Source organism: Pseudactinotalea sp. Z1748, assembly GCF_049725185.1.
Lineage (GTDB): Bacteria > Actinomycetota > Actinomycetes > Actinomycetales > Beutenbergiaceae > CALKWS01.
Window position 1 is genome coordinate 876,863 of record NZ_JBMPQB010000001.1, and the last position, 26,307, is coordinate 903,169.

At 69.9% G+C, this 26,307-nt stretch carries 26 protein-coding genes and 1 pseudogene; 16 read left to right on the forward strand and 11 right to left on the reverse strand.

Going from position 1 to position 26,307, the window contains the following annotated elements:
• Window positions 1-19 precede the first annotated feature (19 nt).
• Genes gatC through gatB form a run of 3 tightly spaced genes read left to right on the forward strand, consistent with a single transcriptional unit; the run spans window position 20 to window position 3,329 of the window.
• Entirely contained in the window at window positions 20-319 is a 300-nt protein-coding gene (gene gatC / locus ACO0LU_RS04095; RefSeq protein ID WP_424790135.1) for an Asp-tRNA(Asn)/Glu-tRNA(Gln) amidotransferase subunit GatC, read from the forward strand.
• A complete protein-coding gene (gene gatA / locus ACO0LU_RS04100) occupies window positions 316-1,830 on the forward strand; it encodes an Asp-tRNA(Asn)/Glu-tRNA(Gln) amidotransferase subunit GatA (protein WP_424790136.1) in 1,515 nt (504 codons plus the stop codon). The genes gatC and gatA overlap by 4 nt, the downstream gene beginning before the upstream one ends.
• Window positions 1,827-3,329, forward strand: coding sequence for an Asp-tRNA(Asn)/Glu-tRNA(Gln) amidotransferase subunit GatB (gene gatB / locus ACO0LU_RS04105; protein WP_424790137.1), 1,503 nt, complete (start codon window positions 1,827-1,829; stop codon window positions 3,327-3,329). Before gatA ends, gatB begins: the two co-directional genes overlap by 4 nt.
• A gap of 20 nt (window positions 3,330-3,349) precedes the next feature.
• Here the strand turns inward: gatB and ACO0LU_RS04110 are convergent, their stop codons facing one another.
• The gene (locus ACO0LU_RS04110; RefSeq protein ID WP_424790191.1) at window positions 3,350-3,490 is read right to left on the reverse strand and encodes a response regulator transcription factor; all 141 of its coding nucleotides are present in this window, start codon (window positions 3,488-3,490) and stop codon (window positions 3,350-3,352) included.
• Between the two features lie 69 nt (window positions 3,491-3,559).
• Window positions 3,560-4,158, reverse strand: a pseudogene (locus ACO0LU_RS04115) (ISL3 family transposase); the annotation flags it as partial.
• A 143-nt stretch (window positions 4,159-4,301) separates the two neighbouring features.
• On the opposite strand from ACO0LU_RS04115, the gene ACO0LU_RS04120 reads away from it, so the two are divergent.
• On the forward strand, window positions 4,302-4,859 hold the full coding sequence (locus tag ACO0LU_RS04120; RefSeq protein ID WP_424790192.1) for a GAP family protein: 558 nt from the start codon (window positions 4,302-4,304) through the stop codon (window positions 4,857-4,859).
• 22 nt (window positions 4,860-4,881) lie between these two features.
• Here ACO0LU_RS04120 and ACO0LU_RS04125 read toward each other — a convergent pair whose 3' ends face one another.
• On the reverse strand, window positions 4,882-6,069 hold the full coding sequence (locus tag ACO0LU_RS04125; protein WP_424790138.1) for a Gfo/Idh/MocA family protein: 1,188 nt from the start codon (window positions 6,067-6,069) through the stop codon (window positions 4,882-4,884).
• A gap of 105 nt (window positions 6,070-6,174) precedes the next feature.
• On the opposite strand from ACO0LU_RS04125, the gene ACO0LU_RS04130 reads away from it, so the two are divergent.
• Window positions 6,175-7,422, forward strand: coding sequence for a glycerate kinase (locus tag ACO0LU_RS04130; protein WP_424790139.1), 1,248 nt, complete (start codon window positions 6,175-6,177; stop codon window positions 7,420-7,422).
• A gap of 81 nt (window positions 7,423-7,503) precedes the next feature.
• Here ACO0LU_RS04130 and ACO0LU_RS04135 read toward each other — a convergent pair whose 3' ends face one another.
• A complete protein-coding gene (locus tag ACO0LU_RS04135; RefSeq protein WP_424790140.1) occupies window positions 7,504-8,052 on the reverse strand; it encodes a DoxX family protein in 549 nt (182 codons plus the stop codon).
• A 160-nt stretch (window positions 8,053-8,212) separates the two neighbouring features.
• Between ACO0LU_RS04135 and ACO0LU_RS04140 the strand changes: the two genes are divergently transcribed.
• On the forward strand, window positions 8,213-9,055 hold the full coding sequence (locus ACO0LU_RS04140; protein ID WP_424790141.1) for a MerR family transcriptional regulator: 843 nt from the start codon (window positions 8,213-8,215) through the stop codon (window positions 9,053-9,055).
• A 292-nt stretch (window positions 9,056-9,347) separates the two neighbouring features.
• Here the strand turns inward: ACO0LU_RS04140 and ACO0LU_RS04145 are convergent, their stop codons facing one another.
• Window positions 9,348-9,881, reverse strand: coding sequence for an aromatic ring-opening dioxygenase LigA (locus ACO0LU_RS04145; protein ID WP_424790142.1), 534 nt, complete (start codon window positions 9,879-9,881; stop codon window positions 9,348-9,350).
• Between the two features lie 128 nt (window positions 9,882-10,009).
• Here ACO0LU_RS04145 and ilvD point away from each other — a divergent pair, with 128 nt between their 5' ends.
• The 4 genes from ilvD to larB all read left to right on the forward strand — a co-directional run bounded on the left by ilvD (window position 10,010) and on the right by larB (window position 13,799).
• On the forward strand, window positions 10,010-11,734 hold the full coding sequence (gene ilvD / locus ACO0LU_RS04150; RefSeq protein ID WP_424790143.1) for a dihydroxy-acid dehydratase: 1,725 nt from the start codon (window positions 10,010-10,012) through the stop codon (window positions 11,732-11,734).
• A gap of 2 nt (window positions 11,735-11,736) precedes the next feature.
• Window positions 11,737-12,126 (forward strand): hypothetical protein, encoded by a 390-nt coding sequence (locus tag ACO0LU_RS04155; protein WP_424790144.1) that lies wholly within the window; start codon window positions 11,737-11,739, stop codon window positions 12,124-12,126.
• Window positions 12,127-12,280: 154 nt separating this feature from the next.
• Window positions 12,281-13,129 carry an ATP-dependent sacrificial sulfur transferase LarE gene (larE, locus tag ACO0LU_RS04160; RefSeq protein WP_424790145.1) on the forward strand — a complete coding sequence of 283 codons (849 nt, stop codon included), beginning with the start codon at window positions 12,281-12,283 and terminating at the stop codon, window positions 13,127-13,129.
• Entirely contained in the window at window positions 13,122-13,799 is a 678-nt protein-coding gene (gene larB, locus ACO0LU_RS04165) for a nickel pincer cofactor biosynthesis protein LarB (RefSeq protein WP_424790146.1), read from the forward strand. The genes larE and larB overlap by 8 nt, the downstream gene beginning before the upstream one ends.
• A 33-nt stretch (window positions 13,800-13,832) precedes the next feature.
• Here larB and ACO0LU_RS04170 read toward each other — a convergent pair whose 3' ends face one another.
• Genes ACO0LU_RS04170 through ACO0LU_RS04180 form a run of 3 tightly spaced genes read right to left on the reverse strand, consistent with a single transcriptional unit; the run spans window position 13,833 to window position 16,896 of the window.
• Window positions 13,833-14,456 (reverse strand): response regulator, encoded by a 624-nt coding sequence (locus ACO0LU_RS04170; protein ID WP_424790147.1) that lies wholly within the window; start codon window positions 14,454-14,456, stop codon window positions 13,833-13,835.
• Window positions 14,453-15,679, reverse strand: coding sequence for a sensor histidine kinase (locus ACO0LU_RS04175; protein WP_424790148.1), 1,227 nt, complete (start codon window positions 15,677-15,679; stop codon window positions 14,453-14,455). Before ACO0LU_RS04175 ends, ACO0LU_RS04170 begins: the two co-directional genes overlap by 4 nt.
• A complete protein-coding gene (locus tag ACO0LU_RS04180; RefSeq protein ID WP_424790149.1) occupies window positions 15,676-16,896 on the reverse strand; it encodes a DUF418 domain-containing protein in 1,221 nt (406 codons plus the stop codon). Before ACO0LU_RS04180 ends, ACO0LU_RS04175 begins: the two co-directional genes overlap by 4 nt.
• 312 nt (window positions 16,897-17,208) lie before the next feature.
• Between ACO0LU_RS04180 and ACO0LU_RS04185 the strand changes: the two genes are divergently transcribed.
• The 4 genes from ACO0LU_RS04185 (at window position 17,209) to ACO0LU_RS04200 (ending at window position 22,163) form a co-directional block, all read left to right on the forward strand.
• On the forward strand, window positions 17,209-19,050 hold the full coding sequence (locus tag ACO0LU_RS04185) for an acetolactate synthase large subunit (protein ID WP_424790150.1): 1,842 nt from the start codon (window positions 17,209-17,211) through the stop codon (window positions 19,048-19,050).
• A gap of 8 nt (window positions 19,051-19,058) precedes the next feature.
• On the forward strand, window positions 19,059-19,583 hold the full coding sequence (gene ilvN / locus ACO0LU_RS04190) for an acetolactate synthase small subunit (RefSeq protein ID WP_424790151.1): 525 nt from the start codon (window positions 19,059-19,061) through the stop codon (window positions 19,581-19,583).
• 48 nt (window positions 19,584-19,631) lie between these two features.
• Window positions 19,632-20,660: a ketol-acid reductoisomerase gene (ilvC, locus tag ACO0LU_RS04195; protein ID WP_424790152.1), complete on the forward strand. Its 1,029-nt coding sequence runs from the start codon at window positions 19,632-19,634 to the stop codon at window positions 20,658-20,660.
• Between the two features lie 159 nt (window positions 20,661-20,819).
• A complete protein-coding gene (locus ACO0LU_RS04200; RefSeq protein WP_424790153.1) occupies window positions 20,820-22,163 on the forward strand; it encodes a GNAT family N-acetyltransferase in 1,344 nt (447 codons plus the stop codon).
• Between the two features lie 51 nt (window positions 22,164-22,214).
• Here the strand turns inward: ACO0LU_RS04200 and ACO0LU_RS04205 are convergent, their stop codons facing one another.
• The 3 genes from ACO0LU_RS04205 to ACO0LU_RS04215 are packed head-to-tail and all read right to left on the reverse strand — an operon-like array spanning window position 22,215 to window position 24,939.
• Window positions 22,215-23,315 (reverse strand): YeiH family protein, encoded by a 1,101-nt coding sequence (locus ACO0LU_RS04205; protein WP_424790154.1) that lies wholly within the window; start codon window positions 23,313-23,315, stop codon window positions 22,215-22,217.
• Window positions 23,312-24,352: a proline racemase family protein gene (locus ACO0LU_RS04210; RefSeq protein WP_424790155.1), complete on the reverse strand. Its 1,041-nt coding sequence runs from the start codon at window positions 24,350-24,352 to the stop codon at window positions 23,312-23,314. The genes ACO0LU_RS04205 and ACO0LU_RS04210 overlap by 4 nt, the downstream gene beginning before the upstream one ends.
• Window positions 24,349-24,939 (reverse strand): DUF4870 domain-containing protein, encoded by a 591-nt coding sequence (locus tag ACO0LU_RS04215; protein WP_424790156.1) that lies wholly within the window; start codon window positions 24,937-24,939, stop codon window positions 24,349-24,351. Before ACO0LU_RS04215 ends, ACO0LU_RS04210 begins: the two co-directional genes overlap by 4 nt.
• 143 nt (window positions 24,940-25,082) lie before the next feature.
• Between ACO0LU_RS04215 and ACO0LU_RS04220 the strand changes: the two genes are divergently transcribed.
• Window positions 25,083-25,715, forward strand: a complete 633-nt coding sequence (locus ACO0LU_RS04220; RefSeq protein WP_424790157.1) for a hypothetical protein — start codon at window positions 25,083-25,085, stop codon at window positions 25,713-25,715.
• A gap of 157 nt (window positions 25,716-25,872) precedes the next feature.
• A complete protein-coding gene (locus ACO0LU_RS04225; RefSeq protein WP_424790158.1) occupies window positions 25,873-26,307 on the forward strand; it encodes a hypothetical protein in 435 nt (144 codons plus the stop codon).

The following is a 26,307-nucleotide window of genomic DNA, read 5'->3' on the forward strand; positions in this document are numbered from 1 at the left end:
GCTCGGTAGACTCGCGCCCATGTCCACCCTCAATAGCGCCGAGGTGGCGCGTCTTGCCGCGCTCGCCCGGATCGACCTGACCGACGCCGAAACCGAGCGCCTGACCGGTGAGCTCGACGTGATCGTGGAGGCGGTGGCCAAGGTGTCATCGGTGGCCGGGGACGACGTGCCCGCCACCAGCCATCCCATCCCGTTGACGAACGTCTATCGGGAGGATCGGATCACCCAAACCCTGGACACCGACCAGGTGCTCTCCCAGGCCCCGGCGCACCAGGATGGGATGTTCGCCGTTCCGCAGATCCTCGGTGAGGGAGCATGAGCGGAATGATCGGGCTCACCGCCGCCGAACTGGCCGGCCACCTGCATGCACGCGAGGTCACCAGTGTGGAGGTCACCCAGGCCCACCTGGACCGGATCGCGGCGGTGGAGGAGCAGGTCCATGCATTCCTGAACGTCAACACCGATCAGGCGCTGGCCGTGGCTGCCGAGGTGGACTCCCGCCGTGCTCAGGGGGAGGACCTTCCCGACCTGGCCGGGGTGCCCGTGGCGGTCAAGGACATCGTGGTCACCAAGGACCAGGTGACCACCGCCGGATCCCGGATGCTCCAAGGGTGGGTTCCGCCCTACGACGCCACCCTGGTCCGGCAACTACGCGCGGCAGGGATGCCGATCCTGGGAAAGACCAACATGGACGAGTTCGCGATGGGCTCCTCCACCGAGCACTCGGCGTTCGGGCCGACTCGCAACCCCTGGGACACCTCCCGGATCCCGGGCGGATCCGGAGGCGGCTCTGCAGCCGCGGTTGCGGCCTTCGAGGCCCCGCTGGCGGTGGGCACCGACACCGGCGGTTCGATCCGGCAACCTGCCGCGGTGACCGGCACCGTGGGGGTCAAGCCGACCTACGGCTCGGTGTCGCGCTATGGCTTGGTGGCACTGGCCTCCAGCCTGGATCAGGCGGGACCGTGTTCGCGCACGGTGCTCGATGCGGCGCTGTTGCACGATGTGATCGGCGGGCATGACCCGCTGGACGCGACCTCGCTGCCCGGGGTGCAGCCCTGTTACGCCGACGCGGCCCGGGAGGGAGCGCAGGCGGACCTGACCGGCCTGCGGGTGGGGGTGGTACGCGAACTCGGTGGCGAGGGGTACCACGCCGGGGTCAGAGACCGCTTCACCGAGTCCCTGGACCTGCTGGTCGGTGCCGGGGCGGACGTCGTGGAGGTCGCCTGCCCCAGTTTCGAGGCCGCTCTGGCTGCCTACTACCTGATCCTGCCCTCAGAGGCATCCTCCAACCTGGCCAAGTTCGACGGCATGCGCTACGGCCTGCGCGTGGAGCCCACCGATGGCCCGGTCACGGCCGAACGGGTGATGGCCGCTACCCGCGGCGCGGGGTTCGGCGCCGAGGCCAAGCGCCGGATCATCCTGGGCACCTACGCGCTATCGGCCGGGTACTACGACGCCTACTACGGCAGTGCCCAGAAGGTGCGGACCCTCATCCAGCGCGACTTCGCCGCCGCGTTCGATCAGGTGGACGTGCTGGTCTCCCCGACCGCGCCCACCACCGCGTTCGCGTTGGGGGAGAAGGTGGATGACCCGATGGCCATGTACCTCAACGACGTGGCCACCATCCCGGCGAACCTGGCCGGTATTCCGGCGCTGTCGCTGCCCTCGGGTCTGGCCGAGAATGATCTGCCGGCCGGTTTCCAGATCCTGGCTCCGGCGAAGGCCGATGCCAGCCTGTACCGCGTCGGCGCTGCCCTGGAAGCGCGTCAACTGGCCGCCTGGGGCGGCCCGTTGATCAACCGAATCCGCCCGCTGGAGACCGCGACATGAGCACCGAGGACCTGCTGGACTACGACGAGGCGCTCGCCCGGTTCGACCCGGTGCTGGGCATCGAGGTACACGTCGAACTGGGCACCGCCTCCAAGATGTTCGACGGCGCGCCGGCCCACTTCGGTGCGGAGCCGAACACCGCGATCACGCCGGTGTCCCTGGGCCTGCCCGGAGCGCTGCCGGCGTTGAACCGCACTGCCGTTGAGTATGCGATCAAGATCGGACTGGCCCTGAACTGCCGGATCGCCGAGGTCTGTCGCTTCGCTCGGAAGAACTACTTCTACCCCGACGTGCCGAAGAACTTCCAGACCTCCCAGTACGACGAGCCGATCGCCTTCGACGGGTACCTGGACGTGGAACTGGGCGACGGCACCGTGGTGCGGGTGGAGATCGAACGGGCGCACATGGAGGAGGACGCCGGGAAGAACACCCATGTGGGCGGAGCGGCCGGGCGGATCCATGGCGCAACCCACTCGCTGGTGGACTACAACCGGGCCGGCATCCCGTTGGTGGAGATCGTCACCCGGCCCATCACCGGCGTCGGTGACCGCGCACCCGAGGTGGCCAGTGCCTACGTGCGCCAGCTGCGGGACATCTTCGTGGCGCTGGGCGTCTCGCAGGCACGGATGGAGCGCGGCAACGTACGGGCGGACGTGAACGTGTCCCTGCGCGCCGCCGCCGATGCGCCGCTGGGCACCCGCACCGAAACCAAGAACGTCAACTCCTTCCGTTCCATCGAGCGGGCGGTTCGCTATGAGATCTCCCGCCAGGGTGCAGTGTTGTCCGGCGGTGGCAGCGTGGTCCAGGAGACCCGACACTTCCACGAGGACACCGCAGTCACCTCCTCCGGGCGGGTTAAGTCCGATGCGGACGACTATCGCTACTTCCCCGAACCCGACCTCGTGCCGGTGGCTCCCTCGCGAGAGTGGATCGACGAGATCGCTGCGAGCCTGCCGGAGATGCCGGCGGTGCGTCGGCGCCGGTTGCGGGGCGAATGGGGGTTCGCCGAGGAGGAGATGCGCGACGCCATCAACGCAGGCGCGGTGGACCTGATCGAGGAGACCGTGTCCGCCGGTGCAGCCCCGGCCGCGGCGCGGAAGTGGTGGATGGGCGAGTTGGCGCGCAAGGCCAAGAACGACGGCGTGGAACTAGCGGACCTGGACGTCACCAGTGCGCAGATCGCCCAACTGCAAAGGTTGATCGACGCCGGACGGATCAACGACAAACTCGCCCGTCAGGTGCTGGAGGGAGTCCTGGCCGGGGAGGGGGACCCGGAGCAGGTGCTGACCGACCGCGGTCTGGAGGTGGTCTCCGACGACGGCCCGCTACTGGAGATCATCGACGCCACCCTGGCCGATCAGCCCGACATCGCCGCGAAGATCCGGTCGGGCAACATGGGCCCGATCGGTGCAGTGATCGGTGCGGTGATGAAGGCCACCCGTGGGCAGGCCGACGCCGGTCGGGTGCGCGAACTGGTGATGGAGCGCGTGCAGGCCTGAGGGGCCCCGCACACCCACGCCTACATCAGTCCGGCCCCCCGGGCCAGGATCGCCGCCTGGGTCCGGGAGGCGCAGCCCAGTTTGGACAGCACCCGGGACACGTGGGTCTTGGTGGTCGCCGTGGAGATCGTCAGGGCCGCGCAGATGTCGGCGTTCGACATCCCTCGCCCCAAGCGCGTCAGCACGTGCCGCTCCCGCTCGGTCAGTTCGGCCAGCCAGGCAGGCTCGGGCAGCCTGGCTGGGCCGGTGCCGTCGCGGATTCCGGTCAGGTCGATGATCACGGTGACGTACTTGTCCCCGCCCCGGGTATGACGCCACACGTGCTCATCTACGCCGATCGCGGTAACGCCGTCGAAGCGATGCTCGTCGTCGATCAGGATCCGCTTGCCCTCGGCCAGAACGGCGTTGTTGGCGGTGTCCCACGCGACCCCGAGTCCTTCGGCGACGCGGGCCACGGTCAAGTGCTGGACCACGATCCCTTCCAGTGCCCACCGCAGCCCGCGGCGCGAGAGCTTCGCTCGTGGTTCGGCTGCCTTGCTGGTGTCTTGCCGCCGCACGTGGCCACAGCCGATGCACCGGTACCGGCGGACCCTCACGATCAGGGTGGTCGGACGCCAGCCCAGCGGCTCGTGCGCGAGCCGACGAACGACCGTGTCGCGTGGTGCGCCCTCGCAGCCACACACCGACGGCACCACTGGTCCGCGTCGGTGACCCGACAAGCCAGTACCGCACGATCAGGGTCGAGCCGCTGCCCGACGACTTCGAGACCGAGCTCGTCAAGACGAGCGAACGTGGTCAGGTCAGGGCAAGCGAAGGTAGCGTCAGGCACGTCGGGGTCTTCCGGATGGGCAGTGTGAGAATTTCCATCCTTGGGAGACCTCGACGTCTATCCAGTCATCGACGCGCCGACAAGACGACCCGCCGGTCCTACACCCTCATCTGGGAAGAGCCGGTTTCTACTTCCTGCTCGGCATCGGGCGGAGCGCAGGGTTGGCCTCCCTGCTGGAGATGGGGAACGGGTGGGCCGAGCACCCCCTCGTGGTGCGGGGGCAGTTCGCGATCGGGGCGGCATTGCTGGTCGGGAGTTTCTTCATCGGTGGGAAGAAGGATCCGGATGCGCCTCGCCGGGGTCGGCTGATGCGCTGGCGGGAGCGGGCGATGGGGGAGGACGGCGGGTCCGGTGCGCTGGTGGCATTGGCCCTGGGTGCGGCGGCCCTGGAGGCCGCCACGATGCTGCCCTACCTGGGCGCGATCGGGTTGTTGTCCGCCTCCGACCTTGCTCCTGCCGCTACGGTGGCGGCCCTTGCGGTCTACTGCCTGGTGATGATCACACCGGCGCTGGTGCTCCTCGGTGCCCGCGTGGTGCTGCGCCACCGGATCGAGGGTAGTGTGCAGCGCTTCGCAGGCTGGATGGAACGCAGCGCCGGTGAGGCCACGGGCTGGATCGTGGGGATCGTGGGGTTCCTGCTCGCCCGCGATGCCGTGACCCGGATGCCGGGGATTCTTGACTTCCTGGACAATCTCGGCTGAGTCCGCGGGCCGGCCGGCACGCTCAGGCCGGGGCGTCACCCAGGTCCAGTACCGGAACCCGTACGCCACCGCCCAGAGCGGACTCCCACGCAGCGATCCCGGGCAGGGTGAACCGGGCGGCGGTCCAGGCGTTCACCGGCGGGTGGGTACCGGAGCGCACGGCCTTGACGAAGTCGTCGGCCAGGAAGTGGTGGGAGCCCTCGTGCCCGTTCGGGGCGCCCTCGAACGCCTTGGGCAGCCGGCTGCGGTCCTGTACCGGTGCGGTACCGGAGGAGAAGGAGTGGCGCAGTGCCTCATCGATACCCTCCAATTCGCCCTCGGGGACCTGACCCTGGTGGGTGCGGAACAGCGGCGAGATGTCCTCGATCGTGCTCCGGTCCGACAATGAGGCGCCGGTGGAGGTCTGCTCCATCACCGCGTCGGTGCCGTAGAACCGGAACCGGGACTCGTGCACGTGCGCGGGATGACCCACCCGGCGGAACTCGTTGGTGCGCATCACCCCGCCGTCGGCCAACTCGAAGTGTGCGCTCATGTTGGAGAAGTCGTTGTCGAACATCGACACCGACTTGTCGAACACCCCGTCGTCACGGTCGTCGACCACGCCGATGCAACTGACCGAGGTGGCATAGGTGGGCAGCGCGCCCAGCACACCACCGACGGCGTGAGTCGGGTAGAGCATGGGGGGGAAGGAGGCGGTGCGCTTCCAGTTCTCACCGCCGCTGAACTGGTAGGCGGCGTAGAAGCCGTTGTCCATGTCGTGCACGTAGTCGCCCTCGGAGTAGAAGACGCGCCCCATCTCACCGGCGCCGATCTTCTCCCGGGCCCACCACACGGCGGGGTTGTAGTAACTGGTCTCACCCATCATGTAGATGCGGTTGCCGCCGGCGACCTCGGCGACGATCGCCTCGATCTCGGAGGACTCGATGGCCATCGGCACCGAGGAGTACACGTGCTTGCCGGCCTGCAGGGCGGCCAGGGCCATCTGCCCGTGCGTCCACCGCTGGGTGAAGATCGCCACCGCATCCACATCGGAGGCCAGGACCTCGTCGAAGTCGGCGAAGGTACCGGCCAGGTCGTACTTGCTCAGGTACTCGGCGGCGCGCTCGGCCACCACGTCGGTGACATACACCTCGCTCACCTCGGGATGGAGGTGCCACAGGGTGGCGAAACTCCCGGCGAACTGTCCCGCACCTACGATCGCAATCTTCACTGCTACGTCCCTCTCGGTCGATTCTGTCCGGTCGATCACCGCCGACTGGCTGTCGCCACCGCCGATGCACTGGTCCCAGCGGGTCCCACAGGACAGGATAGGCGGATGACTCACGTCGACCTCACCACGGCGTCCTCGCCCCGGCCGGGCAGTACGGCGACTCCGGACGGTCCGGACCGGGACGCGGGGGTGATCGAACTTCCGATCGGACCCGACCACCCGGCCGGGCCCCTGGTCGTGGTGGCCCCGGACACCTTCAAGGGGTCGCTGAACGCCAAGTACGTAGCCCAGCACATCGCGCTCGGGTTGCACCGCGCCCTGGAGGACGTGGAGGTGCAGATGGTGCCGATGGCCGACGGTGGGGAAGGCACGCTGAGTGCCGTGCTGGTAGCCAATCTGCAACCTGTTCGCGTGCGGGTGAGCGGACCGTTCGGCGAACCGGTCGAGGCGATGTACGCCACCGACGGGCGCCGGGCGGTGATCGAACTCGCCCAGGCCGCTGGGCTGCACCTGAGCCCGGCCGATGCCGACGCCGCCCAGCAGGGCAGCACCATCGGGGTGGGGGAACTGATCGCCCATGCCCTGGACTCCGGGGTGCAGGAACTGGTGCTGGCGGTGGGCGGCTCGGCCACCACCGATGGCGGCGCCGGGATGCTGCAGGCCCTGGGCGCCCGGTTGCACGGGCTCACCGGGCCCGGCGGTGCGGCGCTGCGGGATCTGCGGCGGGTGGACCTGAGCGGGTTGCACCCGCGCCTTGCCGAGGTCGGGATCACCCTGGCCGCCGACGTCGACAACCCGTTGCTGGGACCCAGTGGTGCGGCTGCGGTCTACGCCCCGCAGAAGGGCGCCGGCCCGGACCAGGTGGCGGCGCTGCAGGCGGGTCTGACCCGCTGGGTGCGGGCGCTGGAAGAGGCCGGTGTGGACGCCTGGGCAACGGCGCAGGCAGCCGGGGCGGGCGCGGCGGGGGGCACCGGCTTCGCCGCACTGGTGCTGGGGGCGCGGCGCCGTCCCGGGGTGGAGGTGGTACTGGAACTGGTGGAGTTCGAGCGCAAGGTGCGTGGGGCCGACCTGGTCATCACCGGGGAGGGCAAGTTGGACAGCCAGTCGCTGGCCGGCAAGGCCCCCGTGGGTGTGGCTGCAGCCGCCACCGATGCGGCGGTGGTCAGCGTGGCCATCGCCGGGGTGAACCAGCTGACCGAGGAGGAGGTCGAACAGGCCGGGTTCAGCGGGGTCTACGCACTCAGTGACCTCGAGCCGGACCTGGCGCGCTGCAAGGCCCGGGCCGGTGAACTGCTGGAGCGGGTCGCCGCCCGGATCGCGGCTCGCCACCTGTGGACCGACCTGGATCAGTGAACCCCGACCACCGGCACCGGGTTGGGCAGACAGACGAACCGGCCCGCACCAGATGCTGGTGCGGGCCGGCCGTGACCGGGGTCAGCGGAGCCAGGAGTTCTTTTGCACGAACCCCTTGTTGGCCCACCACTTGCCCAGGCCCCAGGTGTCCCCGGACAGGGTGAGGGCTGCGATGATCAGCAGCAACGCCTCGTGCCAGTGGGAAGTCAGGATCGGGTTGGTCGCCGCCCCGGCAACGGGGAAGGTGGCCAGCCACATGAACACCATCAGAGCCGTTCCGGTGACGGCGGCGATGCGCAGTCCGGCGCCGGCGATCATCGCCACGCCGATGCCCAGCAGACCGAGCATGAACAGCGCGTCACCGAAGGGGTTCTGGAAGATGGAGAAGAATCCGCCGGTGAAGTTCTCGATTCCGCCGATGAATCCCTGTGCCGGTGTGCCGCCATTGATCCAGGCGCGTTCGGCCGGGGTGGCATAACTCAACCCGAAGAGTTTGTCGAGGAAGGCCCACAGGAATGTGAAGCCAATGACGATGCGGCTGACGGCAAGCACCTTGCGCAGGCCGGGCCGGGTCACGATGTCCTCTTGGGTGGTGAGGTGGACGTTCGGTACCTTTTCGGTGGTAGTCATGGGACTTTCCTTTGGTTGGGAGCTCCGTGTGGTGGACCTCGCTGATAACGAGTATTCCGAATAGGCAGCGGGATCTCGCGGGCCGAAAGTCCCGGATTTCTCGATGCATCTCACGGGACTTGCACCTGACACTGTGTGAGGGTTCAGAGTGGGAGTTGCCATGAACATTTCGGACTTCGCCAGGGCCGGCCGGATATCGGTTCGGATGCTGCGCCACTACGACCACATCGGGCTGCTCACCCCTGCCCACGTCGACGCCCGCACCGGACACCGGACCTACGAGGTCGAGCAACTACCGCGGCTGCACCGGCTGCTCGCCCTGAAGACGTTGGGGTTCTCCCTGGCCCAGGTGGGGGAGATGTTGGATGCTGGCGTGGACCTGCAGCGCTTGCGGACCATGTTGGCTGCGCGTCGCGACGAACTGAATCGGCAGGTCCGCGCCGACCGGCACCGGTTGGCGCGGGTGGAGGCGAGGCTGACCCTGCTCCAGGAGGAACCACCGATGAACACCACGATCACCGTCACGAGGGCGGCCGCCATGCGCCTGGCCGCCGTGACCGATGAGCACCCCGGTCCCGATCGCCGCTCGGCCGGGGCGTTCATCGAGCCGCTGTTCACCCGCGCTTCGGACCTCGCCGACGAGGCAGGGATCGACCGGATCAAGCCGGTGGGGTACTACCCGCACCGGGCCGGCGGGGTGCACCTGGCAACGGGATTCGAGATCGGACCGGACCAGGCGGCGGCCGGGACGGCCGTCCTGGCCGGACTGGGGGTCGTCGAGGTGCCGCCGGCCACGGTGGCCACCCTGCTGCACGTGGGGGAGATGTCCGAGATCGCCGCGACGTATGCCGACCTGGGCCGGTGGGCCGGCGAACGGGATGTGCTGGGCCCGTGCACCTGGCGTGAGGTGTACTTGGAGGCGGACGGCACCGACCAGTCCGACTGGGTGGTGCAGGTGCAACTGGAACTTGCCCAGGAAGTCGTAGCGCCCGGGGCCGGGTGATCCGCGGCCCGACGCCTTCCCGGTGCCCAGCATCCTCAGCAGCGCGGCAGCGGCGACCGGGACCAGGCCCATCCGCACGCCCGGCAACGGTAGACCACCAGGGCCCTCTCCTACGAGGCAGGTTCGGTCTCGCCCCGGCAGTCGCGTACCTGACCGAGCCACGCCGGTGCGTGCGCCCGGATGCAGCCGGGCGGGCAAGGGCGCCGACGAACGCCCTGGGTGCACGCGGCACCCAGGGCGTTGTGAGCAGCGAGCCCCGGCCCGGCTGACGTCGTCGGCCCCGGCTTGGGCGCTACTTGGAGAGTTCGGTCTCGCGCTCCTTGGCGGCCGGTGCGGCCCGGGTGGGTTCGTTCGCAACCAGGGCGAAGCCGATCCGGCGCATGCCCCAGGCCACCACAATGAACACCACGCCCAGGCCGATCACCAGCGCGGAGACCCCGTAGGCCAGCACCGAGGTGAACAGCGAGGCGCGCAGGAACGAGGCGTTCATGACCGAGTCACGCTGGGCCTGCAGTTCCTCGTGCTCGGCCGTGCCCGGCTCGACGTCGCGCATGGCGCTGCCCAGTTCGGCGTAGGTGCGACCCTCGGTGCCGGCCAGTGCGTGCTCGTTGATCACATCCGCCTGGGCGTAGGCGGTCAGCGGGCCGCGCACCTCCTCACCGGCGAACCAGCGTGCGTCCCCGGGGATGGTGATGTTCTCATCGTTCAACTGCGAACTGACCATTCCCCATGTGGTCGCCCCGGCGGCGATGAAGGCGATGCCGAAGGCCAGCAGGATGACTCCCAGGACCTTGGTGGCTTTGAATGAACGAACGACTGCGGACATGGTGACCTTCTCTTCTTCTGTCGTGGTGGTGTGATGACGTCGGTTCGATCCTGGCCCATCGGCGAGAAGGAAATCTGGGCCGGAAGTCCCGACACAGCTATGAGCCAGAGCACATTAGACTGGCCGGCATGACTGCCCCCACCAGCGATAACGCCAGCGCCCGAACTCCCGATCTCAAGCCCCGGAGCCGTGCCGTGACCGATGGCCTGGAGGCCACCGGAGCGCGCGGGATGCTGCGGGCGGTGGGGCTGGGGGATGACGACTTCGCCAAGCCCCAGATCGGCATCGCTTCCTCCTGGAACGAGATCACCCCGTGCAACCTGTCCCTTGACCGCCTGGCCCAGGGGGCCAAGGCCGGTGTGCACGCCGGTGGTGGGTATCCGCTGGAGTTCGGGACGATCTCGGTCTCCGACGGGATCTCGATGGGCCACGAGGGGATGCACTTCTCCCTGGTTTCCCGGGACGTGATCGCGGACTCGGTGGAGACGGTGATGCAGGCGGAGCGCCTCGACGGCTCGGTGCTGCTGGCCGGGTGCGACAAGTCGCTGCCGGGGATGCTGATGGCCGCGGCCCGGCTGGACCTGGCTGCGGTGTTCCTCTACGCCGGCTCGATCATGCCCGGCTGGGTGAAACTCTCCGACGGCACCGAGAAGGACGTCACCATCATCGATGCCTTCGAGGCCGTGGGCGCCTGTTCGCGGGGCCTGATGAGCGAGGAGGATGTGGGCCGCATCGAGCGGGCCATCTGCCCCGGCGAAGGAGCCTGCGGTGGGATGTACACGGCCAACACGATGGCCTCGGTGGCCGAGGCGATCGGGATGTCGCTGCCCGGCAGCGCCGCCCCGCCCTCGGCGGACCGGCGCCGGGACAGTTTCGCGCTGAAGTCCGGGGAGGCCGTGGTGGAGATGTTGCGCCAGGGGATCACCGCCCGGCAGATCATGACCAAGGAGGCCTTCGAGAACGCGATCGCGGTGGTGATGGCCTTCGGCGGGTCCACCAACGCGGTGCTGCACCTGCTCGCGATCGCCCACGAGGCGGAGGTGGAGTTGACCCTGGAGGACTTCTCCCGCGTCGCTGACCGGGTGCCCCACCTGGGGGATCTCAAGCCGTTCGGCCGGTACGTGATGACCGATGTGGACCGGATCGGTGGGGTCCCGGTAGTGATGAAGGCGCTCCTGGACGCGGGCCTGCTGCACGGGGACTGCCTCACCGTGACCGGGCGCACCGTGGCCGAGAACCTCGCCGACGTGGCCCCTCCGGACCCGGACGGGAAGATCCTGCGTGCCATCGGCGAGCCGATCCACCCCACCGGCGGGATCACCATCCTGCACGGTTCCCTGGCGCCGGAGGGCGCGGTGGTCAAGTCCGCCGGGTTCGACTCCGACGTGTTCGAGGGCACCGCGCGGGTCTTCGACCGTGAGCGCGGGGCGATGGACGCCCTGGAGGACGGCACGATCACCGCAGGTGACGTCGTCGTCATCCGGTACGAGGGCCCCAAGGGCGGACCGGGGATGCGCGAGATGCTCGCCATCACCGGGATGATCAAGGGCGCCGGCCTGGGCAAGGACGTGCTGTTGCTGACCGATGGGCGCTTCTCCGGTGGCACCACCGGGTTGTGCGTGGGTCACGTGGCCCCCGAAGCGGTGGACGGTGGACCGATCGCCTTCGTCCGCGACGGTGACCGGATCCGCCTGGACGTGGCGAACAAGACGATGGACCTGCTGGTCGACGACGAGGAACTCCAGCGTCGCCGGGAGGGCTGGGAGCCGCTGCCCCCGACCTACACCCGCGGGGTGCTGGCCAAGTACGCCAAATTGGTCAAGTCCGCCTCGGTGGGGGCGGTGCTCGGCTGACGATGACGTTCGAGCCCGGCGGCGACGCCCGCATCCCGAACCAGATCGGTCCCTCCGGCCGGAAACGCGGCGGGCGTCCGGAGCCGGGCTCGCCGCAGGCCTTCACCACGGCCATCGTTCAGGTCGGTGTGGTCAATGCCGTCCTGCTCACGGCCGCGATCGTGGCGGTCTACGCGCTGGAAGTCGTCGATCCGCAGACCGGGGTCTGGTTGGTGCTCGGCGCGGCGCTGGTGGGCGGTGTGCTGATGGTGCTGGTCCTGGTGGGACATCGGCGCCGGCGCGCCCAGTACGCCCGGAACCCGCAGGGGAGGAGGGCGGCGGGTTGTGCTGCGGCCGACCGCCACGGTTCCCCGGGTGGGGGAGAACGCCGGGCTCCTGGGGCATGGGACTGATGGTGCCGACAGCCACCGCGGCGATCTGATCATCGCCGCACGCCCGCGCCCGGGTCCGGTTGACGGCCGAGCGGCGGGCACGCGCCGCACGATGCATCACCGGCGGCCCGGTAGCATTCGGACCGGGCTAAGCACAGCGAGGAGCAAGCAGGCCATGACGACGATCCCCGGATTGGACCCGCCGGCCGAGCAGGCCGTGGCCAGCGTCGCGGAACAACTCAGCGGTCAGGTGCCGCTCGGGGTCGCCTACTCCGGTGGGGTGGACTCGGCCACGTTGCTCGCCCTGGCGGTGCGCGAACTCGGCACCGAGAACGTGGTGGCGATCCTGGGCATCTCACCGAGCCTGGCCACCGACGAGCGCGCCGCGGCCCATGCCACGGCTTCGGCGATCGGGGCTCGGGTGGTGGAGGTCGAAACCCACGAGGCAGACTCGGCGCAGTACCGGGCCAACGGGCCGGACCGGTGCTTCCACTGCAAGGACGAGCTGTTCACCCGCATCTCCGCCGAGCTCGTCAGTGAACTCGGCCTGACCGCCGTCGCCTACGGCGAGAACGCCGATGACGCCAAGCGGCCGGACCGTCCCGGCGCCCAGGCTGCCACCAACCACCGGGTGCTCCGACCACTGGCACAGGCGCAGATGACCAAGGCGATGGTGCGCCAGGTCGCCCGTGCCCTGGCCCTGCCGGTGGCGGACAAGCCGGCCGCACCGTGCCTGGCCTCGCGCATCCCGCACTACGAGGAGGTCACACCGGAGAAACTGCGCCAGGTGGATCAGGCCGAGGCGGCCCTGCGCCGCCTCGGCTTCACCGACTGCCGCGTGCGCCACCACGGTGACGTCGCCCGGATCGAGCTAGTCCCGCAGGAGATGCTCACCGCCGTGCAACAGCGCGAGGAGGTCGACCGGGTGGTCCGGGACGCCGGCTTCCGGTTCGCGGCGATGGACCTGCGTGGCATCCAATCGGGTGCCTTCACCCTGCCGCTGGTTTCCGTCACCCATGCGTGAGGACTGGCGACCCGGCCCCGAAATCGACCGGATCGCCCGCCTCGATCACGACCGTGCGGCCCGGCGTGGCTACCCCGAGGCGGTGCTGTGTGAGCCCAAGAGCATCGAGCAACTCACCCGCATCGCCGCCGAGGTCGGTGCCGCGGGCACGCCCACACTGTTCACCCGCGCCTCGGCCGGGCAGGCGGACGCCGTCCTGGCGGTGCTGCCCGATGCCTATCACGACCCCGGCGCCCGGCTGCTCGCCTGGCCCGCGCAGCCGCCCGAAGCGGACGGCGGGCTCGTCGTCGTCCTGGCCGCCGGGACCTCCGACCTCCCAGTGGCACGTGAGGCCGAGTTGACCGCCCGCTACCTGGGCCGGCCCACCGAACTGGTGGTCGATGTGGGGGTGGCGGGTCTGCACCGGGTGCTGGGACATCTGGACCTGCTGCGCGGTGCGCGGGCCGTTGTCGTGGCAGCCGGTATGGACGGGGCTCTGCCGAGCGTGGTGGCGGGGTTGGTGAGCGCCCCGGTGGTGGCGGTGCCCACGTCCGTGGGCTACGGCGCGGCCTTCGCCGGACTTGCGCCACTGCTGTCGATGCTCAACGCCTGCGCCCCGGGTGTCGCGGTGGTCAACATCGACAATGGCTACGGCGGTGGGCACTTGGCCGCCCAGATCGCCGCTTCCTGACCGGCACCCCTCCGGGCTGGCGACCCGGCCGGGTCAGAGCAGTCCCCTCTGGTAGGCGATCGCCACCGCGGCGGCCCGGTCGCTGGCACCGAGTTTGGTGTAGATGTGCTGCAGGTGTGTCTTCACGGTCGACTCCCCGAGGAACAACGCGGCCGCGATCTGATGGTTCGTGCGGCCGGCCGCCACCAGTTGGAGCACCTCGCGCTCGCGGGCGCTCAGCGGACTCGGAGCCGGCTCCGGGGTGGCGGCCCGGCGCGCGTGCACCGACGGGGACAGGACCGGGCGCCCACCGGCGGTGGAGCGGACCGCCTCGTACAGTCGCGCCCGCTCGGTGTCCTTGAGCAGGTAGCTGCGCGCCCCGGCGGACAGCGCGGCGTCGATGTCGGGCCGTGCGTCGTAGGTGGTCAGGACCATCACCGCGATCGTGGGATGGGCGTGGCTGATCGTGCTGATCAGCTCGAGCCCGTCGATGCCGGGCATCCGCAGATCGGTGATCACCACGTCCACGGTGAGCCGGCCCAGCACCGCCAACGCCTCGGCGGCGGTGCCGGCCTCGGCGACGACAGCGAAATCCGGCTGCGTCTGCAACTGCCCCCGCAGGCCGTCCCGCACCACCGGGTGGTCATCGACGAGGAGCAGCCGGATCGGCTCGGTCATGCCACCACCGTCCTGCCTGGCAGCGGGACGGTGGCGGTCACGGTGGTGCCGGCGTCCGGGTCCGTGCGCACCTGGACCGCACCGCCTACTCCCTGCGCGCGCTCGGTCATGATCTGCAAGCCGTGCCCCCTCGGGTTGGGGTCGCCGAAGCCGGCGCCATCATCGGCGATGTCCAGCGCGATGGAGTCCCCGAAGTAGGACAGCGTCAGGTGAACCTGACCGGCGCCGGCGTGCCGGCGGATGTTCGTCAACGCTTCCCGGGATATCCGCACCAGGGCGTCCTCGACGTCCTGGGGGATGTCCACGACCGTGCCGGTGACGTGCACCCGGGCGGTGAGGCCATGGGCCTGCTCGAATGCCTTGGTGAGTTCGGTCAGGGCGAGGTGCAGGTGCTGGTGTTGGAGCGCCGTCGGCCGCAGGGCCTGAATCGAGAGCCTTGCCTCACGCAGGTTCTCCCGGGCCAGGTCGGTGCTGAGACGTACCCGGCCGCGGATGGGGTCCTCGGGCGCGAGTTCGGCGTCCAGCGCCTCGAGCTGGCTGACGATCCCGGACAGCGCCGCAGCGAGAGTGTCGTGGATCTCGGCCGCGAGCCGGGTGCGTTCGGCAAGGACACCGGATTCGCGGGCCTCGGTCACCAGCCGGTCCTGCAGTGCGACGTTCTCGGCCGATGCCCGTTCCAGGTCCTCGTGGGCCCGGGCGAGTTCGGTCAGAGCGGCCGTGCGTGCGGCCGTCTCGGCCTCCGATTTCCGGATGCTCCACCCGATGACCCCGGCCAGCGCCAGGCCGCCCAGGTTGACCGCCAGGTTCGGCTCCTGCCAGCCCAGGGCGCCGGCGAGTGCCACTGGCACCGACGCCGCCAGGATTAGGCCCACGTAGGCCCAGACGCCGGGAAGTGCGACGAAGGCGATCGCGTAGCAGACCAGGTACATCGGGAGATAGCTCGGTGAAATTTCCAGCAGCAGTGCGCACAGCGCGACCAGGCCGACGAAGTACATCGCCATCGGCACCAGGGCCCGCGCCAGCCAGTGCCGGTGTCCGATGGCCCAGAAGGTGTGCCAGGCGACCAGTGCCAGGCTGATGACGATGGTGCGTGGGACCTGCGCCGCGCCGACCTCGCCGGTGAAGCCGGCATAGGCGGAGGTGAGTAGGAGCATGGCATACGGCAGCAGCAGCCAGATCCAGTCGCTCCGGTCGCCGTGTGGCGCAGCACCCTGCGGCGTCATTCCCTGATCGTTGCACGTGCCGGCGCGCGGGGGCCGCCGATGATCCCGGCAAGGATGGCCTCGGCCGGGCCGGTCCGCTCGCCCCAGGCTGCGGCGGCCAGCACGGTCAACGCCCAGGTCGCCAGTGCGAGTGCGGCTGCTGCCGCGGGACCGAGCCAGCCACCCCACCCCAGTGCGGCAGCCGGGAGCAGCGCGGCGAAGACCACGGACTGGGCGAGGTAGCAGGACAGCGACGTGCGCCCCGTTGCCTGCAGTGCCCGCACGCTCCAGTGCCGGTCCCGGCCGGACGCCGTCAGCGAGGCGCCGAGCAGGGCGATCAGTGCGGCGTAGCCGAGCCCGCAGGCCACCCCGGTGACCACGTGCAACCAGGAGACCGCGATCGTCAGGGGCAGGGCCGGGGTCCAGATCCCGGCGCCGAGAAGGGCCGGACCCAGCCCGCCGGCGATGCCGGCGGTGATCCCGATCGCAGCCGTTCGGCGCAGCAGCACCCGGTGGCGCTGCGGGTGCTCCAGGATGCGGTGCCGCCCGGCCCAGGCGCCCACCAGCATCGCGCTGAGGACGGCGAGCAAGCCGAATGGGCCCATCAGCCATTCGAGCAGCCGCAGCCCGGCGGCTTGGAGCGGGTCGGAGACGGTGTAGGACCAGAAGTAGGAACGCTCGGCTCTCGGGGTCGGGTCGGCGAAGATCACCCCCTGGACCGCTCCGGCCACGGCGAGCCAGACGGACGCCACCGCGAGCAGCGCTCGGTCACCGAGCCGCAGCGCTCTGACCAGAACCACCCCGAGCAGCCCGTACCACCCCAGGATGTCGCCGGAGAACGCGAGTACGGCATGCAGCCCGCCGAAGAGAATCAGGCCCACCGAGCGCCGGCGCAGGGTTCGCCGGATCTGGCCCTCGTCGATACCCCGTTCCTGCCGGCGCCGGATCATCTGCACGATCCCGTAGCCGAACAAGGCCGCGAACAGCGGATAGGCGCGAGCATCCACCGCGACGCCCAGGAACGCGCTGACGGCCTGGTCCACGACGTTCCCGGTCAGGGTGTGCTGGCGCAGCCCGTAGGGCCGGCCGTGCAGGTAGATCATCACGTTCGCGACGGCGATCAGCGCCAGCATCAGGCCGCGGGCCAGGTCCGGGGTGAGGAAGCGTTCGGTGGCCGGTGGGGTGGGGCACGCCGCCGTGGCGTTCGGTCGTGCGGGGGTCGAGGCGCTGAGGTCCATACCTCGACGCTACGCAGCAACACGGTCGGCCGATATCCTCCGATCGGGGGATAGGGCCCAGTCCCGGCGATGAGCGGCGGCCCACCGAGTGTCCACAGGCTGACCACGTGGCCCACTATGTGAGACGGCTTGTCAGCGGTGGTGATTGCGGGGTTAGGATCGCCACCATGGTGAACGGGATCGTCCGAGTAGTCCTTATCCCCCGCGCGTGCGCGGGGGACTGAACACTCGTCCCCTCACCACGCGCCCCTCGATCGCCGCTTCGGCCGAGGGGTTTTTGTTTGTCTGATGTGATCTAGACCAGGAGGAGCGATGGCCAAGGTTCCGCACCCGGCACCGCCTCGCACGCACCCGCCCAAGCCGGCGCTGAGCACCACGAACGACGTCGTAGCCAGCCCGGCCGAGCCGATGACGGGCGCCCAGGCCGTCGTGCGTTCGCTGGAGGAGACCGGGACCGACGTCATCTTCGGCATTCCGGGCGGGGCGATCCTGCCGGTCTACGACCCGCTGTTCGACTCGCGCCGTCTGCGCCACATCCTGGTGCGTCACGAGCAGGGCGCGGGCCACGCAGCCACCGGATACGCGGCCGCCTCGGGCCGGGTCGGGGTCTGCATGGCCACCTCCGGCCCCGGCGCCACCAACCTGGTCACCCCCCTGGCCGATGCGCACATGGACTCGGTGCCGATGGTGGCGATCACCGGTCAGGTGGCGGCCCCGATGATCGGGACCGACGCCTTCCAGGAGGCCGACATCGTGGGCATCACGATGCCGATCACCAAGCACTCCTTCCTGGTCACCGACGCCGATGAGATCCCGGCTCGGATCGCCGAGGCCTTCCACCTGGCCCAGACCGGGCGGCCCGGCCCGGTGCTGGTGGACATCGCCAAGTCCGCGATGCAGGACCAGACGAACTTCGTCTGGCCCCCGGCCGAACTCGACGTGCCCGGGTACCGCCCGATCACCAAGCCGCACGGCAAGCAGATCCGTGAGGCGGCCCGGCTGCTGGCCACCTCGCGCAAGCCGGTGCTGTACGTGGGTGGGGGAGCGATCCGATCCAACTCCGCCGCCGAACTGCTGGAGTTGACCAACGCCTCCGGCGCCCCCGTGGTCACCACCCTGATGGCCCGCGGAGCGCTGCCCGATGCGCACCCGCAGAACCTGGGCATGCCCGGCATGCACGGCACCGTGGCGGCGGTGGCCGCACTGCAGAAGGCTGACCTGGTGGTGGCGCTGGGCGCCCGGTTCGACGACCGGGTCACCGGCAGACTGGACTCCTTCGCCCCCGGGGCCACCGTCGTGCACGCCGACATCGACCCGGCGGAGATCTCCAAGAACCGGCTCGCCGACGTGCCGATCGTCGGTGACCTCAAGGAGGTCCTGCGCGAGTTGACCGTGGCCGTGGACGCCGAGCACGTCCAGCACGGCAAACCGGACCTGGAGGGCTGGTGGCGCACGCTGGACCAGTTGCGCGAGACCTACCCCCTGGGCTGGACGCCCACCGAGGACGGCCTGCTGGCTCCCCAGCATGTGATCTCCCGGCTCGGGGAGATCTCGGGCCCCGAGGCGATCTACACCGCCGGGGTGGGGCAGCACCAGATGTGGGCCGCCCAGTTCATCCGGTACCAGAATCCGCGTACCTGGTTGAACTCCGGCGGACTGGGCACGATGGGTTATGCGGTACCGGCGGCGATGGGCGCCAAGGTCGCCTATCCCGATTCCCTGGTCTGGGCGATCGACGGTGACGGGTGCTTCCAGATGACCAACCAGGAACTGGCCACCTGCGCCATCGAAGGCATCCCGATCAAGGTCGCGGTGATCAACAACTCCTCGCTGGGCATGGTGCGGCAGTGGCAGACGCTGTTCTACGACCAGCGGTATTCCCACACCGACCTGAACACCGGTTTCGAGACCCGACGGATCCCGGACTTCGTCAAACTCGCCGAGGCCTACGGTTGCGTGGGGCTGCGATGTGAGAACGCCAAGGACGTCGACGCCACGATCAACAGGGCCAACGAGATCGACGACCAGCCCGTGGTGGTGGACTTCACCGTCAGCGCCGATGCGATGGTGTGGCCGATGGTGGCTGCCGGGGTCTCCAACGACGACATCCAGTACGCCCGCGGCATCAGCCCGGACTTCGAACGCGACGAGTGAGGAACGACATGTCCCGACACACACTCTCGGTGCTGGTGGAGAACAAGCCCGGCGTCCTGACCCGCGTCTCGGCCCTGTTCGCCCGCCGGGCCTTCAATATCCACTCCCTGGCCGTGGGCCCGACCGAGCACGCCGAGATCTCCCGGATCACCGTGGTGGTGGATGTGGAGTCCAACGCCCTGGAGCAGGTCACCAAGCAACTGAACAAACTGGTGAACGTGATCAAGATCGTCGAGCTGGCCCCGGAGTCCTCGGTGCAGCGCGAACTGCTCCTGGTCAAGGTGCGCGCCGACGACCACTCCCGCACCGCCGTGCTGCAGGTCGTGGAACTCTTCCGCGCCCATGTGGTGGATGTCTCCACGGAGGCCGTCACGATCGAGGCCACCGGCGGGGAGGGCAAGATCAAGGCCCTCCTGACCGCGCTGGGCCCCTACGGGATCCGTGAGATCGTGCAATCCGGTTCGGTGGCCGTGGCGCGCGGTTCGCGCTCCATGACCGACCGGGCCCTGGAGCGGATCTCCCGCACCGCCTGAACCGACCAACCCACTCAACCCACATCCCAACACTGAAGGAGTGCCACTGTGGCTGAACTTTTCTACGACGACGACGCCGATCTGTCCCTGATCGCAGCGAAGAAGGTCGCCGTCATCGGGTACGGCAGCCAGGGACACGCGCACGCGCTGAACCTGCGTGACTCCGGTGTGGACGTGCGCGTCGGACTGCGGGAGGGCTCGGCCTCGGCGACCAAGGCGAGCGAGGAGGGCCTGAAGGTGCTGGACGTGGCGGCGGCGACCGCCGAGGCCGACGTCGTCGTCATCCTCACCCCGGACCAGGTCCAGGCCGGCGTCTACGCCGCCGAGATCGCCCCGAACCTGCGCGATGGAGCGGCCCTGGTGTTCGGGCACGGCTTCAACATCCGGTACGGGTTCATCGAGCCCGCCGAGAACATCGACGTCTTCATGGTCGCCCCCAAGGGCCCCGGCCACCTGGTGCGCCGGGAGTACGTCGACGGGCGCGGGGTTCCGGTGCTCGTCGCGGTGGAGCAGGACCCCTCCGGCAACGCCTGGCAGCTGGCGCTGTCCTACGCCAAGGCGGTCGGCGGATTGCGCGCGGCGGGGATCAGGACCACCTTCACCGAGGAGACCGAGACCGACCTGTTCGGTGAGCAGGCGGTGCTGTGCGGCGGCACCTCCCAGTTGGTCCAGTACGGGTTCGAGGTGCTCACCGAGGCCGGCTACCAGCCCGAGGTCGCCTACTTCGAGGTTCTGCACGAACTGAAACTGATCGTCGACCTGATGTACGAGGGCGGGATCGCCAAGCAGCGCTGGTCCATCTCCGACACCGCCGAGTACGGCGACTACGTCTCCGGGCCACGGGTCATCTCCCCGCAGGTGAAGGAGAACATGAAGGCGGTGCTGGAGGACGTGAAGAACGGGTCCTTCGCCCAGCGCTTCATGGATGACCAGAAGGCCGGTGGCACCGAGTTCGCCGAGTTGCGGGCCAAGGGTGAGCAGCACCCGATCGAGGGCACCGGTCGGGAACTGCGCAAGCTCTTCGCCTGGGTCAAGCCCAGCGACGCCGACTACACCGAGGGCAGCGCCGCACGCTGACGCACGTTGCCCGCGAGGGCGCCCTGCGATAGCGCCGTCGAACGCGGCCTCAGCCGGACCGAGACCAGGGCCGACTGCGGCCGCGTTCGTCATTTCTGCGACCCCGGGTCGCCGAAATACGCTCGCCCGGGACTGCCGCGGTGACTACGGTCAGGAGCGATGACAGTAAGGATCCGTGCCTACCGCGATGACGACGAGGCCTCCTGGCTGCGCTGCCGGGCCCTGAGTTTCCTCGGCTCGGCCTACTTCGATGACGTCAAGGCGCAGCGGACCACCTTCGAGAACGAGTCGATCCAACTTGTCGCCACCGGGCCCCGGCCTGCGCACGTGCGTACCCCGGGCGACGATCAGGTGGTGGGCGTCCTCGACCTGGAACTGTGGGACGACGAGGGTGTGGCCACCGCCACCATCGACACCCTCGGCGTGCATCCGGACCATCAGCGCCACGGCATCGCCGATGCCCTCCTGAGCGAGGCCCTGGCCCGGCTGGAGGCAGCCGGAACCACCGTGCTGGATGCCTGGACCCGGGAGGATGGGGCCGCGAACGCCTGGTACGTGCGCCACGGATTCCGGGTGGACCAGGAGTATCTGCATGTGCACGCCGGTGCGGAGGAGACGCATGACTTCACCTCCCCCGCGGCCCTGAGCCGCCCGGTCAAGGCGTTCTGCCACGCCCGGCTCGCCGATGAGCAGGCAATACGCGCCCGGTACGCGCGGGTGCACCGCTGCCGCCGGTACACGCGCCCGGTGCGTATCCTCACCTGGACCCAGGACCCCGCGCTGGTCGCGACATATGACGCCGAGTGCGCCGGACGCCGGGACCACGACTTCTATCTCACCCTGGCCCGGCGGTTGCCGGCCGAACGCGTCACCGACCTCGGCTGTGGCACCGGCGTGCTCGCCGTCGATCTGGCTGCCGCCGGGCACCAGGTCACCGGCGTGGACCCGGCCGGGACAATCCTGGAGATTGCCCGCACCAGGCCCGGGGGTGAGCAGGTGCGGTGGATCCACGGCACGTCCGTCGACCTGCCCGACGACGATGCCGACCTGGTGGTGATGGAGGGCCACGTCGCGCAGTACTTCCTCGGCGAGACCGAGTGGGCCCAGGTGCTCCACGATATCCATCGCACCCTGCGCCCCGGCGGTCACGTCGCTTTCGAGTCCCGCAACCCTGCTGCCCGCTGCTGGGAGACGTGGACCAGGAAGAACACCGAGGACACCTATCCCCACCCCGATGGCGGTCAGTTCCGTTCCTGGAGCCACTCGATCGCCGTGGCCGAGTCCGCCGGCTACGGGGCCGTCGAGACCCACGAGGGCCATACCGTGCTGCCCGACGGCAGGCACCTGGTCAACCAGGAAACCCTCCGGTTCCGTACCCTGGCCGGCCTCACCGACGCCCTGACCACCGCGGGCTTCACCGTCACCGCCACCTGGGGCGACTTCTCCGGTGCCGATCTGAGAGAGCACAGCCCGGAGTTCATCCTGCTCGCCCGCCGCGACTGAGACACCGGTATGGGCTCAGGGAGCATGCGGGGGCTTCGCCGGACGGGCCGGTCAGGTGAGGGTGCCGGTAGCGGCCTGGGCGCCCAGGGCCGCGCCGGTGACACCCAGCCACAACCCGACCCCGAGCACCATCGGACGCGCCCCGGTCCGTCGCAGGCCCGCGATGTCGACGCCGGCCCCGACCGCGCTGAGCGCCACGGTGATGAGGAGAGTGGTCGCGGTCGTGATCGGATCGTGCAGGACCCCGGGCACCAACCCCAGGCTGTTCGCCACGACCAGCAGCACGAACCCGGTCAGGAACCACGGCACCAGGCGCCACACCGGGGGCCGGCCGGCATGAGTAACTGCGCCGCCCTCCGGGGCCGGCCCGCTCCCGCTCCGGCCGTTGTCCACCCGAGCCCACCGCGCCACCAACACCGACAGGCCCAGCACGATCGGGATGATCGCCAGCGTCCGGGTCAGCTTCACCACCACCGCGGTATCGGTGGCCTCGGGGCCGAAGGCGCTCGCAGCCGCCAGCACCGAGGAGGTGTCATTGACGGCGGCGCCCACGAAGATCCCGAACGCCTCCGGGCCCAACCCGGCCAGTTGACCCAGCACCGGGAAGACCAGCACGGCGGCGATGTTGCAGGCGAAGACCGTCGAGAGCGCATAAGCGACCTTATCCGCCGCCGGGCGTAGTACCGGAGTCACCGCTGCAATGGCCGAGGCCCCGCAGATCGCCGTGCCTACCCCGAGCAGGGTGCGCAGATCACGGTCCACACCGAGGGCCCGCCCGAGCAGCCATGCCCCGACCAGGGCCGCGGCGATCACCGCCACCAGCACCGGCAGCGCCGCGACGCCGGAGTCGGCCACCTGCGCCCAGGACAACTGTGCCCCGAGCATTACCACCGCCACCTGCAGCACCTTGGATCCGGCCCACCGCAACCCCGGGGCCAACCGGTCGCTGCGCGCGGCGCCGTCGGGGCCGGTGCGACGCCACCGGAGCAGGGCCACCACCAGCCCGAGCAGCACCCCCAGCACGGGTGCACCGATCAGCGGGAGCAGCGGAGCGGCCGCCGTGGCCACAGCGGCGAGTACGACGGCGAGGCCCAGGCCGGGCAGCATGGCGCGCCACCGGCCGCGCTCACCGAGGCGGGATGCGGCTGTCAACGCAGCACGAACCCGGGAACGAGGGGGTCGAGCGGATCGACCGTGAACGTACTGTCGCCGGTCCGGTAGGCCATCCCGGTCACCTCCGGCAGCACGGCCGGGTATCCGGCCACCTCGAGCCGGTCCACGATCCGGGCGGTGAAGCGGGAGTCGACGATGGAGGAGTGCACCAGCATCTCACCGGCACCGAGCTCACCGGCAGCGGCCAGGGTGGCCAGGCGCGCGGCGGTGCCCGATCCGCACGGGGAGCGGTCCAGCTCCCCGTCGGCGAAGATCGTGGCGTTGCGCTGGCGGATCTCGCCCGGCTCGGTGGCGGGCAACCGCTGGAACAGGATCGTCCCGTAGATCCCGCTGAGCCGGGGGTCCACGGGGTGGCGGGCCACCTCGGTCTCGTTCAGGGCCCACTTGATCTGCCGGCCGAGGGCGATCAGTTCCCCGGTGTGCTCCGGGTCGATCGAGAGGCCGACGGCGGAGACGTCCAGTTGGGCGTAGATGGCACCGCCGTAGGAGACGTCGACGAGGAACTCACCGGCGCTGGTTCGCACCGGCACCGAGGTGGCCAGGACGTAGCTGGGCACGCTGAGGAAGTCCACCCCGATGATCTGACCCTGCTCGGTGTGCACCCGCGCGGTGACCCGCCCGGAAGGTACGTCGATGACCACGTCGGTGGTGCCGGTTTCCGGGGCGCTGACCCGGCCGGTCCGCACCGCCCACACACCGAGGGCGATCGTGCCGTGCCCACACGCGGTGGAGAAGCCGTCCTTGTGCCAGAACAACACCCCGAGGTGCGCGCCGTCGTCATCGGGTGGGGTGATGAACCCGCCGTACATGTCGGCGTGCCCGCGTGGTTCGTGGCAGAGGATCCGGCGCACCCGGTCGGCCGGTCCGTCCGACATCGCGTGCAGGCGTCGTTCGGCGACGGTGCCTCCGGGCAGGGGGACACCGGGATCGGTGACGATCCGGAACGGTTCCCCGCCGGTGTGGTAGTCCTCGGTGCGGTAGGTCTCCATCAGGGCCTCTCGTGAGCACTGCGTCACGTCAGGATCGGCACCTGGAATGGGTAGGTGTAGATCTCCCGGCGGTTGGCCCGTACCGCGCCGAGGATGGAGAAGACCACCTGCGCACCCACGGCCACCAACCAGATCACGATGCCCAGCGGGATCAGCACGATGGTGAAGAAGCAGATCCACCCGACGATGATCGCGACCCACACGGTGATGTGGAAGTTGAACGCCGTAGCCGAGGCGTTGCGGACCAGCGGGCCGCGGTCGCGGAAGAACATCCAGATCAGCAGCGGGCCCAGCACCGACAGGAACCCGGCGCTGACCACGAAGGCGATGATGGGTGACAGGTGCGCCACGATCGCCAATGTGCGCTCATCGGCGCCGGCGCCCGGGTCGCTCGGCCGGCCGTCGTGCTGGTGGCCGCCGTGGTACCCACCGCCCTGGCCGCCGGCGCCCTGGTACCCGCCGACCGGTGGGCTCCCGCCCTGGCCGGCAGCGCCCTGGTGCCCACTGACCGGTGGAACGCCGGGGGGCGGGTTCTGCGGGTACTGGCCGCCCGGGTTCTGGGCGCCGGGGGAGTGCTCACCCGGCCCCGGCGCATTCGGGTAGTCCTGGGACATGGGCCCTCCAACCGTTATGCCCCGCATCCCGGGGCGCATGTGTGCGCTCAGCCTGACCGATCCTCGGTGGTGCTGTCGAGCCGCTCGCACGGCCGATGCGATTCGTGCCATGGAACTCGGGCCGAGGCCCATAGGATTCGGCCATGCCCGACTCCGACCGTGCCGAGCAGCCCCCGGGCTCGGCTGGCGCTTCGCGGTCCCAGCCTAGCGAACGAGAGGCGCGAACGGCCGCCACCCACGCCGCACGGGCGCTGGCGCTGGCGGTCCGGGTGCTGCGCTGGCCCTCACTGCTGCTGGCGCTGATCCCGGTGGTGCCGCTGGCCGGGCTGGTCTGGGTGTTGGCCGGGTTGCGCCGCCCGGTGGGTCTGATCGTGGTAGGTGTGCTGATCGCGATCGGGCTGGCGATCGAGGTGGCCTTCGTGCTGCGCCGACGGGCCTATCTGCGTGCGGCGGCACAGCCGGAGCAACTCGCCGATGAGTTCCGGGCGCTGCTGCGCCCCGGTCTGCTCAGCAAGGACCTGCTGGAGAAGGTCCGCGACATCGCCGCACGCGGGGGTCTGTTGCTGCTGCGCCGGTTGCGGAGCCTGTGGGTCCTGGTGCGCCTGCCCGACCAGGTGATCGGCATTCTGGATGACTACCCCAGGGCCAAGTTGTTCATCCCGCCGACCCTGGGCACCAGCGGGCTTCGGGTGCTTGCGCAGGCGTACCTGAGCGCGCTGTCCTGGTTGGCGCTGATCCTGGTGCTCGCTCTGCGTGCTGCGGGCTACCTCACCTGAGTGCGGCGGTTCCCGGCCTGATCAGGAGTTGACGCCGCTACCCGGCATGAGTCGAGCCGCAGATGCGGCCGGCATGAGAACACCCGCCGGTACAGCGGTCATGGGCGACCTACAGGTCCGGCCCACACTGCGTCCGCGCCTGCGGCATGATGGACCGATGACGTCTGAGGCCGCGGTGGAGCGTTTCTGGATACAGGCACGCATCGAGGGAAACCTGAACCGGCTCGAGGTCGTGATCGGGCAGAACGTGCAGAACACGGTCCCGCCCCCCGTCTGGTCCACCTCCCCGGACCCGGCCACCGCCACCGCCGAGGTCGAGGAACTCCTCAGCACCGGCACCATGACCCAGGCGGTGCCGGTGGCGGACCTGACCAGTGCCGGGCAGCCGCCCGCGCAGGTGGGTGACCTGGGCATCGTGCTCGACGGCGAGGGAGAGCCCCGGGCGCTGGTGCGCACCGTGACCGTGGATGTGGCCGAGGCCCATCCGGACGTGCCCGATGCCGCCGGCACCGTCCAGGTGGAGCACCTGGAGGTGCTCTACCCACGGCGCCGCAAGCGGCACGCACGCGAGAAGGTCGGGGCGGACCGGTGA